Origin of the sequence: Paenibacillus sp. 2TAB26, from assembly GCF_052115145.1 — a bacterium.
Lineage (GTDB): Bacteria > Bacillota > Bacilli > Paenibacillales > Paenibacillaceae > Pristimantibacillus.
This window is the reverse complement of record NZ_JBFRGC010000023.1, coordinates 16,592-28,251: the sequence shown is the minus strand read 5'-3', so window position 1 is coordinate 28,251 and position 11,660 is coordinate 16,592. Positions and strand designations below refer to the sequence as shown.

Here is an 11,660-nt window from a genome sequence, read left to right as displayed (position 1 = left end):
ATCATTGTAGTATAAATGTCATTTTCATCGAAATAACAGATTTTTGCGAAACCTAACAGAATTCATTTGGAAGTAAGAATTTAAGAATGTGATTTAATACAATGGTATGAATGGGAATGTCCTGTGTGCTATGCTTTGGATTGTAGAGAGTATCCTCAAGTGGTGAGTGAATAGCGATCGTTTGAACAGACAGGGAGGAAAATATGTATCATATATTAGTCGTCGATGATCAACAAGCTGAAATCGAAGCCATTGAATGGCTTATTCATAAGCATGCTCTACCATTTTCTGTTGCTCAGGCCAATGATGGGGAAGTGGCACTGGAATATATAAAGGGCCATCATGTAGATCTGTTATTCACAGATATTCGCATGCCATTCATGGACGGTCTAGAGTTAATTAAGCAGGCAAAAGCAGTCGTTCCGAACCTTAAAGTACTTATTTACAGTGCATATGGGGAATTTGAATATGCACAAAAAGCGATTCAGCTTGGAACGGTTCATTATATGTTGAAGCCGATTGATGTGAAGGAATTCCTAAAAGTGTTCCATTTCATCATCGCTATACTTGAAGACGAACGGCTTCAGAGAGAGAAAGAGGATCTGCTCGTTAAAGGCTTTCATAAAGGAGTGGCGTATGAGAAAGAGAAGCTCCTGTTTGATCTCTTTCAGGGTCGTGAGAGTGACGTTCATTACGAGGAACGGGCAGCTTTTGCAAGCCTAAATCATCTGGTAAATAAGCGAATGTATATGATTATGATTGGATTGCAAAATCGTTTTTTTGATCAACATCATACAGAAGCGTTCGATTTTCTACAATCGATTTGTACACATGAGATGCTTTTTTTAAATTTGAATGAGTATCAAAGCATCATGCTAGTCGCTATTGATCCAGCTTCAAAGAACCGCGATAACCTGCAAGAGCTTATGGCTTATGGGGATTGGATTAAAGAATGGCTGGAGACTCGCTTCGACCGGCGAAGTTTTATTATTGTTGGTAGTCCGGTAGAGAAGCTAGAGGGACTTCATGATGAGTTTACCCAAATGGAAGAGTTAATGAATTTTCGTTTTTTTATGGAAAGCAGTGTCGTTTGTTCCAAAGAAGATGAAAGCTTTCATGACCATATAGACGACGAATCGTTAGAGCTTATGCTGAAGGATATTTATACTTCCATTGCACAAAAGGAATATTATACACTTGAGCATCGAATAGAGTTTCTCATTGCAAGTATGCAAAGTTGTAAGCGCTTTAGTTCTATGTATGCCAAGCTATTATTTACAGACATATTAAAAAAAATAGTAGAGTCTCAAGGCAAAAGAAACAGCAATTTATTAAAGAATGGTTTTGAGCGAATCGCACTATGCAATTCGATTGCTGAGTTGAGGCAAGTCATTTTATCCGTTTTTCAGGAGCATTTGCTGCAAATCGAAACGGCGACAGATGATCAATGCCGCAAAGTGATTGAAGATGTACAGACTCTCATCCAGATGGAATACGGAAGTGATATTGGGGTCGCCTATTTAGCCAATCGCGTCTTTTTATCGCCAAGTTATTTAAGTTTTTTGTTTAAAAAAAATACAGGCCAAAACCTAGTCAAATATATTACAGCCGTTCGTATGGAGCGAGCGAAGGAGTTGCTGCGAGATACAACGATTAAAGTTGTTGATATTGCCAGTACAGTTGGATTCACGAACACTTCCTATTTTAATTTAATGTTTAAGCAATATAATGGCTTGACTCCAGTTCAATATCGTGAGGTAGGTGGGCGAAGGTGACTCTACTCAAATTTATCCGTAATCTCCGCCTGCGCCAGAAATTATTACTTTCTTATGTGATTGTCATCTTCCTGCCAACCATTGTACTGGGCTTATATGCCTACCATAACTCTAAATCTTCATTAGAGAGCCAGTTTCTGCAAAGTGCGGATAACGAGGCGAAGAAAGTCACTTTAGAGATCAGTTACCGGCTTCAGAGGCAGGATGTGTCAATAAAATCGATTGTTTTCCATCCTACGGTTATCGAGATGATGAGTAACCCGAATCTGGATTTGTACACACAATTAATGATGCTGAATGATAAAATTGAACCTATTTTTTTTAACTTGATGTATATGGTTAGGGATATGAATGAGATAATGTTGTACTCCGAAAGTCATCAATCTGAAATAGGAAACTTCATGACGCCTTCATCTGCAATTAAGGAGAAGGATTGGTATCTAGAAACAAAGGGCAGTGATACAACCAAGTGGTGGTTTGAAGATGGAGAATTGTTTGCCACACGAGTGATTTACAATATCGAGTTTAGGACCGTGAGCGCTGTACTTTATGTTAGATTTGATTACCACAAAATCTTCGGTGATTTCATTGGCAGAGTGAACGGAGGGAATGGCATCATCATTACCGATAGACAGAATCGGCCCGTATTATCAGAGCATGCTGGGCAGATGGATGATGTTCAACTTCAATCACTTTCAAGGAAAGGCACTTCAAATGCAAAATTAGATGGCGAATCCTATTTAGTTGTAAACAAAGATATTCCTCAAACCGATTGGATACTTCATTATTTGGTTCCCGACAATCAGTACAAAACAGGCATTGGCAATATTTTAAGCGCAACGGGCATCATTGTACTCATCTGCATGGTTTTTCTAAGTATTATTATCTTCTTGTTCTCAGAAACGCTGTTAAAAGGAATCGAGAAATTAAACACCAAAATGAAGATGGTGGAAGACGGTGATCTTACTATTGTTGTATCAGCGAATTCCAAAGATGAAATCGGGCAGCTTACCAATCGATTCGGTTCTATGCTTAAACAAATTAATCAGCTCATTTCAGAGGTATATCAAACAAAAATTACGCAAAAGTCTGCCGAACTGAAAGCGCTACAAGCTCAAATTAATCCCCATTTTCTATACAATTCTTTATCTTTAATTAATTCAAAAGCGCTGCGTATCGATGCCCAAGAAATTAGTGACTTGGTAAATCAACTATCTAGTTATTACAGAACAACTTTAAATAAAGGGAAGCAGATTATTTCGATTCAAGATGAATGGACAAACGTCCAAGCGTACATACATATTCAATTAGCAATGCACAATAAAAGGTTTGACGTAGAATTTGATGTGGACGACAAGGTGTTTCAATTTGAAATGATCCATTTGATTTTGCAACCGATTGTTGAAAACTCGATTATGCATGGCATCGATCTTAAGAGGGAGGGCCGAGGTAAACTCATCCTGCGGGCAAGTCTCGACGGTGAAGATATTGTATTTGTTGTGGAGGATAATGGTGTCGGTATGGAACCTTATAAGATTAAGCGTATTCTTGAACATGAAAGTGCGGGTTATGGCATTAAAAATGTGCAAGAAAGATTACAGCTCTTATTTGGATCCGAATACGGGATATTAATTCATAGTCAATCCGGGATTGGCACTTCAGTTATCGTACGCATACCGCAGTATCGTCATATAAGTGATCAATAGCCATGATCAAAAAAGGGTCAATGCTCATAAGAGCACGGCCCTTTTTTTGTTTCTAATCGAAATCTGTTAGATTTCAAAAAATACTGTTATTTTACAGGGTTTCAAATGATAATACAATGTAATTGTGAACAGACGGCGTTGTCAACCGCCTTTGTAAGCGCTTCAACAAATGGTTTCTGAATTAAAAAAAAGAATGAGAGGATTGTTGATCCATGTTCAAGCGAACAACGTATAAAATGCTTTGTTTTATGATTCTAGCAAGCTTCTTTTATCAGAACAATACTGCTCATGTCTATGCTGATAGCGGCCAGCTGGATGTATGGGTGGTTAATGCATTGAAAGCCGTATATAGGACCAGCACGATCCCCGCAAGTCCTGGGAACAGCATTGATCTTGTTTCAGCCAGAAACGAATACGAAAATGAGCAAATTGCTGTAAGAAGCACTACTGATTTTGAGATTACTGGAGTTGAATTTTCCAATCTTGTATCTTCTGGCAATACGATCTCAAACAGCAACTTAAGCTATCATTTTGCGGAATACGAACTTGAAGATACCGTGCAACCCAATCAGTATTGGCCGGATTTGGTAGGCGAGCAAATCTATCCCTTATCAGCAATCCCCGACCCGCTGTCCAACGAGCCATCTATACATGTGGCGGCAAATTCAACTCAACCCATTTTAATAACGAATTTTGTTCCAGCCGGTGCTGCTCCTGGCTTTTATCAAGGTATGGTTACAGTGAAAACGACTTTGGGCGATTATCAAGTACCTATTGACGTTGAGGTAGCTAACGTTGAAATCCCTCAAACCTCTGAAGCTAATTTCGTTAATTATCAGTGGTCGATGACGAATGGTTTTATGATTGGAGGTAATCCGCCTGAGAATGTTGATGATCCTTTAACTCAGAATAGTTATGACGTTGGTCAGTACTATTACGGAGTGGAAACATATAGCGATGAATGGTTTGAGCTTATGGATAATTTCGCCAAAATCATGAGCGACTATCGACAGAACATGATTTGGGTTCGGACAGACTTGTTATTAAACGCAAATGGTACCAAAATGGCGTCTTTTAAAGACGGGATACCTAAAGATATCGACTGGTCCTTGTTTGATCGATATGTTCAAACCTTTATGGATAGAGGGATTACTCATTTTGCGAACATTCACTTGATCCATGCATTAGAACAAATGCCGCAAAGCGAAAGGCCAAACAAAGAAAATCCCCAAGATCCGTGGTTAACGTCAATACCTAAGAACAATTCACTACCTGCAACAGACGCTTATCTTACTAACTACTTGACGGCATTGCACGATCATTTAGAGGAAAAAGGTTGGCTTAACGATAATGGCTTCACTTGGTATCAACATACTAAGGACGAACCCAACGGTTCTAGCATTACAAACTATATGACGTATATAGCTAGAAAAGTAAAAGAGATCGTTCCAGATTTCAAAACATTGGACGCTGATGCGGGCGGTACTTTAATGAACGAAGCCATTAAACCCTATGTGGATGTTTGGGTTCCGTTAACGCCGGTTTTTCAATACAATAAGGATTTTTATAAAAAGGAGCAAGCGGCCGGCAAAGACTTGTGGGTGTATACTTGCGATGCCAATCCGGCTCCGTGGTTGAACAGATTCTGGACACAGCCCACTATGACTGGCAGGCTGTTATTCTGGAATCTTAGTCAAGACGATGTTAAAGGGCACTTGCATTGGGGATGGAACGTATGGTATGTCCCACATTATGGCGATTCCACGATCGTATATCCGGATAAGGATAATATGACGGTTAAGAGCTCGCTGCGCTACGAAGCCCAAAGAGACGGACTAGAGGATTACGAACTGATGCACAAACTCAAACAAACCAATCCTGATCTTGCCGAGCGTATAGCTGACAGCGCTGTTAGCCCTTCAGATCCGAGAAAATATACCATTGACCCTGAATATATCAGAATGCTTCATAATTATCTGGTTAAAGCTGCTGCCAGTGAACCTGTGGGTGCAATTCCCGTGCCAACGAGTCCCTACGATGGGCAAGATGTACCTATGACATACATGACCGATAACGCGACCGGCGAAATCACCTTCAACGGTGAATGGTTTGCAAAAAGCCGGAAATACGCTTATATGGGCGGTGTGCAAGCCACATTGAAAGCGGAAGATTATTTGACCTATACATTTACAGGGTCCGGAATCGATCTTATTGCAGAGAAAAATGAATACTCCGGTAAAATTGCCGTATACATCGACGATTCCGCTCCGGTCATTATTGATCTATATGAAAAGGTTCAACTCGATTCAATATCGGTATACAGCAATCATAATCTATCAGCAGGCAAGCACACGATCAAGGTAGTGAACCTAGAGAACAAAAGCCTATTCGTTGACGGTTATCGAGTGAGCATGTATGAAGGACAGCAGATCTATGACGGAACACTACAAAGTTTGGACCTGACTAGCTCACCTTCGTTTCATTTTAATAAGGACAATATTAATTACCAAGTTATCGTTCCCAGTGATGTTAACGTATTCTCCATTACGCCAACGCTTTCGGATGCAAATGGAACTCTGGAGGTCAACGGACAACGTATTGGCAGCGGAAAGAGGCTTACATTCAACATTCCTACAGGTAAAAGTAAGATCCATATTCGGTCTACCGCAAGTGATGGGGAAACCACGAGACTATATACTTTGAACTTTCTCAAAGGCAATGTGAATCAAACGACCACCAATATTGCGAGAAGTTATTCAGCGATTACAGCAACAGCTGCCAGGGAAGACAGCAGCGGATATGGCGTTTCGAATATGGTTGACGGCAGTTACGGTTCCATGTTTGCTAGTATTAGCGGGTATACTAACACCCATCCGTTCCCACATGAAATCAATCTTACTTGGGATCAACAGATGACCTTTAATACGATTGTCATGGCCACGCCATCAGGGTTATTACAGGGTATAACGGATATTGACGTTGAGGCTACTTCGGATGGAACGAATTGGACAACAATTGCGAAGAGGGTACCGATTCAATGGAATAGCAGCACAGACGACAACAAAATGGAATACACGTATGTCAATATCCCTACGGTTAATGACGCGCTGAAGCTGAGAATACGGGTCAATGACGCCAACAATACGTATTGGGGCATATACGCTTTATATGAGCTTGAGCTTTATAACCTTCCAGACAACGGAGAGATTAGTCCAATAGCAGATGGAACGCTAAGAAATTTAACAATCTCTAATGTTCCTTCCTTTACGTTTGACAACAGCACGACGACCTACCCGGTAATGATTCCTATTGATGTAAACACCATCGCGATTACGCCAACGCTTTCGGATGAAGAGGGTACGCTGCAGATCAACGGAAAGACCGTCGCCAATAACACGGCGCAGGCGATTGATATTCCAATCGGTAAAAGCATGGTTCATATCAAGTCCACCGCAAGCGACGGGACGACTTCAATGCTCTACACGTTGAACATTTTGAAAGGCAATGTGAATGAACCCGGCACCAATATTGCCAGAAGCTATTCTAACATTACAGCATCAGCTGCCAGGGAAGATAATAGCGGCTATGGTGCTTCGAATATGGTAGACGGCAGTTATGGAACCATGTTCGCGAGTATAAGAGCCAATCATCAATTTCCGCATCAGATTAATCTTACTTGGGAACAGCCGCAAACCTTTAACACCATCGTCATGGCCACAACTTCTGGATTACTCCAGGGTATTTCCAATATTGATGTTCAGGCTTCTACAGACGGAGTAAACTTTGAAACCATAGCGAATGGCGTACCCATCCAATGGAAAAACAGCGTAGATGACAACGTAATGGAGTACACCTTTGCCAATATTCCTACAATAAAGGACGCAATGAAGCTGAGAATACAAATCAATGATGCGAACTATACGACGTGGGGCATGTACGCTTTGTATGAGCTTGAGCTCTATAACCTTCGGGAAAACGGTGAGATTGGAGCTAAGACACATACGATCACAGCGAGTGCAGGGGATAACGGAACGATCAGCCCGAGCGGCGCCGTTGTAGTCGATGAGGGTGCTGATCAAAGCTTTACATTCAATCCGAACAATGGATACGAAATCGACAAGGTCTGGGTAAACGGTACCGACGTGTCAGTGACCGCCAACGTCTATACGGTTACCAACGTAACTGCCGCCCATATGATCAATGTTACGTTTAAGCCAAAGGATACTGGTGGCGGTGACCAGACACATACGATCACAGCGAGTGCGGGGGAAAACGGAACGATTAGTCCTAACGGCGCTGTTGTAGTCGATGAGGGTGCTGATCAAACCTTTACATTCAATCCGAACAATGGATACGAAATCGACAAGGTGAGGGTAAACGGAACCTCCGTGTCAGTGACCGACAACGTCTATACGTTTACCAACGTAACTGCCGGCCATATGATCAATGTTACGTTTAAGCCAAAGGACACTGGCGGTGGAGACCCTTCTACTGGTGGTGGCAATGGTACAGTCAATGGAAATACCGATTCTCATACACTTATAGTGAAAACGGAAGACCTTACCTCTCCAGCTTCCAACGGAGTTGTGACAATCATAGCCAAAGATAAAGAGAAAATTGTACTTCCTGCTAATGCAGCCGAACTGCTCGGACCTAATCAATTAGTCATTCAAATGGGTCCATTCACGTTGGAAGTACCTGCTGAATTGCTTAAACAGTTGGTAGATAAATTGTCCGCAGAAGATAAACAAAACAGTAAGATAGAGTTGATCATGACTCCCTTATCCGAATCCGATGCTAACAAACTTCTAGCGATAAGGCAATCTTCCACACTTGCACAAATTAAACTTTCCGGCAAAGTGATCAATTTTAACTTATCGATTGTCGGGAAAGATGGTAAAGTGACAAGCTTGAGCAGCTTCGATAAGCCGATGACGATTCGATTCAAAGTGGATCCTTCCTTAAATCCAAAACTGACTGGCATTTACTACTTGGCAGACAATGGTATGCTGGAATATGTGCGAGGCACATTTATTAACGGAGAATGGGTCGCTAATATTTACCATTTTAGCAAATATGCGATGCTCGAATTCAAGAAATCATTTACCGATGCTAAGTCCACTCATTGGGCGGCCGATGCGATCGAACAGTTAGCGGCGAAGCAAATTATTGACGGAACTAGTGCGGCAATGTTCGAGCCAGAGCGTTCCATCACACGGGCCGAATTTACAGCTATGCTTGTCAAAGCATTGCATCTGACATCAGTAGGCGAATCGAAATTTACGGATGTGGCGAAGGGCGCCTGGTACGAAGATGCTGTTTCCATAGCTGTCAAAGCAGGCATTAGTAAAGGAACAAGCACAACGACTTTCGATCCCGATGCGAGAATCAAACGTGAAGAAATGGTCACCATGATGATGCGGGCGTATGTGATCTTGAAAGACGTCAAGTTGAACGGAAATACGGCTTCTTTCTTCACAGACGAATCCGCTGTGGCTGCCTGGGCGCTTGATTCAGTAAGAGCGGCGGCGGCACTTCATTTTATTAATGGACGCGATGCATACAAATTCGTTCCGAGCGGTATTTCTTCACGTGCCGAAGCAGCAGCTTTGCTCAATAGAGTTTTACAGTAAACATGTTAACCCTCAAGTCCTATATTGGGAGTCTTCGTTGAGACGATAGAACAATCCAATATAGGACTTGCTTGGGCACATCCTTAGTAGAGGAACAGCTCTTGCGGCAGCCTATGATTTGCCAGTTGTTCCGCATGTCGGAGAAATGGGGCAAATTCACCAGCATCTTGTGGGTGCAACGCATAATGCGATTATACTAGAATACTTTCCTTGAATTCGTGATATATTCGTTGAACCCGCAGTGGTGAAAAATGGATTTATGTCCTCCCAGAAATGCCGGGTGCTTAAACAGAGGTCATTCTCCAGTATTTTGATAATTATCGTATCCGATAATTGTTAGTATAGAAAAGAAGATGGATAAACCAACTGGCAGCAATTCCACCTCTATACGTTGTCCACCTTTTATATTTGAGTCAAAGAGGGATGACAATGAAAAGATACGGATGGATCATTAAGGTGAAAATGGATAGGTTAGCCGAATACAAAGCATTACACACGGCAGTATGGCCTGAAGTCTTAAATCGGTTAAAAGAAAGTAACGTCCAAAATTACTCTATATACTACCAAGATGGGAATCTCTTTAGTTACTTGGAATACACGGGACAAGACTTCGAGAAAGATATGGCTAATATGGCTGCTGACCCGATCACGCAAGCGTGGTGGAAACTAACAGATCCGTGTCAGGAACCAGTTGATTCCGCTTCGGAAGGAGAATGGTGGACGACAATGGAGGAAGTATTTCATATGGATTAGGGCGTTTCTTCAAATTTAACTACATAGAGTGATTGAGTTAAAAGAATTTGAGGAAAGTCTTAGACAAACGTAAAATTTTCACTTCGAAGTGACACGGAGAACAGAAGGAGGCAACAAGGTGAACGATATGGAAATCAAAGAACTTCAGCAAGCTGAAGTTCCGGAATTGAATGAAGGCGTCCACGGATACAGCAGCGAGACGAAATGGATGAAACCAGAAAATCCGATTACTCTGGAAAGATTGGAATGGTTTAAGGATCAGAAATTGGCCCTAATGATGCATTGGGGACCTTATTCGCAGATCGAGGCCGAGTCCTGGATTCTCAGCGACGAAGACGGTGAATGGGCGCGTAAAGATGTCGACTGGACGAGCGATTACGAAGAGTTGAAGCGCGAATATTTCGGCCTGAACCGCACGTTCAATCCGTTCCGCCTCCAACCGGAGGTATGGGCGGAAATCGCCGCCGAAGGCGGGTTCAAATATTTGATCTTTACGACCAAGCATCACGACGGATTTTGCATGTGGGACACACATACGACGAATTACCGGATTACCGGCACCGAAACACCGTTTCATGCACACCGCTATGCCGACGTTTGCAAGCATGTGTTTGACGCTTTCCGCAGCAAGGGGCTTGCGATCGCCGCTTATTTCTCGAAGGCGGATTGGCATATGCCGTATTACTGGGCGCCAGGAATGGAGAGGGGCTGCGATACGTGGAGAGGGCCATCCTACTCCCCCGAGGAATATCCGTGGCTGTGGGAGAAATTCGTCGATTTTACCCATGAGCAAATCATGGAGCTGATGACCCGTTATGGCCGGATCGATATATTGTGGCTGGATGCGGGCTGGGTCAAAGCGAGTGACGAGGTTAAGCAGGACATTCGTTTGGGCGAGGTCGTCGAGCGAGCCCGTCAAACGCAGCCCTGGCTGCTGTCCGCGGACCGTACAGTCGGAGGGCCTTACGAGAATTATGTGACGCCGGAGCAAGCGATTCCGGAGCGACCACTGAACGTACCGTGGGAAAGCTGCATTACGATCGGCAAACAGTGGGCCTTCAAATACGATGATCAGTATAAATCGGCGAGGGAGATCGTTCGAATTCTGATGGAAATTGTATCAAAAGGAGGCAATTTAGCGCTGAATGTAGGTCCTCAGCCCGACGGACGATTGCCGGCCGGGGCGGTCAAAAGCATCAAGGAATTGGGCGCATGGATGGAGGTTTACGGCGAGGCGGTATACGGTACACGTGTGTGCGCGCCGTATTATACCGGTGCCTGCGCATTCACCACGAAAGGAAATACCGTGTATTGTACTTACTTATATGAAAGCGCAGATGCAACCGTCTCCAAGGTCGTTCATATTCCTTATCAGGAGCCCGTTTCCGGCATTGAGCTTGTCGGAAGCGACGCCTTGCTGCAGGTTGAGCGTACGCCGGAAGGTATCTCGATCACGCTTCCGGATTGCGAATTGAACGGGCAGGCTCCGATCGCCCATGTTTTCCGCATGCAGAAGGGCTAGGGGGAAAGTGAGTGATAAGATTAAGTCGCGTAAATCGCGGCTTTTTCTATTTATGGGAGCAAGTTCTTGTCATTGCTTGGTGTCAAGAACATCGTCCCAATCCCGTTTTGTGACAAGGACATAGTCCCATTCCTGACGGATGATTAATAGAGGGGGAGGGAGATTACCTAAACAGTAAGAGCGACCAAGCCTAGGTTGAGTAACATAACGATTGCTAAGTAATATAGGGCTTACGCTTCAAAGTCATATTGAAAAAAACGAAAAGCATGCC

The 11,660-nt window shown here is 43.0% G+C and carries 6 protein-coding genes; all 6 read left to right on the top strand.

Going from position 1 to position 11,660, the window contains the following annotated elements; all coding sequences use genetic code 11:
• Positions 1-203 precede the first annotated feature (203 nt).
• On the top strand, positions 204-1,775 hold the full coding sequence (locus tag AB4Z50_RS24685; RefSeq protein ID WP_441883118.1) for a response regulator transcription factor: 1,572 nt from the start codon (positions 204-206) through the stop codon (positions 1,773-1,775).
• Positions 1,772-3,481, top strand: a complete 1,710-nt coding sequence (locus tag AB4Z50_RS24680; RefSeq protein WP_441883116.1) for a cache domain-containing sensor histidine kinase — start codon at positions 1,772-1,774, stop codon at positions 3,479-3,481. Before AB4Z50_RS24685 ends, AB4Z50_RS24680 begins: the two co-directional genes overlap by 4 nt.
• A 212-nt stretch (positions 3,482-3,693) precedes the next feature.
• On the top strand, positions 3,694-9,114 hold the full coding sequence (locus AB4Z50_RS24675) for a glycoside hydrolase domain-containing protein (protein WP_441883114.1): 5,421 nt from the start codon (positions 3,694-3,696) through the stop codon (positions 9,112-9,114).
• Between the two features lie 67 nt (positions 9,115-9,181).
• Positions 9,182-9,328: a hypothetical protein gene (locus tag AB4Z50_RS24670; RefSeq protein WP_441883112.1), complete on the top strand. Its 147-nt coding sequence runs from the start codon at positions 9,182-9,184 to the stop codon at positions 9,326-9,328.
• 215 nt (positions 9,329-9,543) lie between these two features.
• Entirely contained in the window at positions 9,544-9,867 is a 324-nt protein-coding gene (locus AB4Z50_RS24665) for an L-rhamnose mutarotase (protein WP_441883110.1), read from the top strand.
• A gap of 127 nt (positions 9,868-9,994) precedes the next feature.
• Entirely contained in the window at positions 9,995-11,389 is a 1,395-nt protein-coding gene (locus AB4Z50_RS24660; RefSeq protein ID WP_441883303.1) for an alpha-L-fucosidase, read from the top strand.
• Positions 11,390-11,660: the final 271 nt, after the last annotated feature.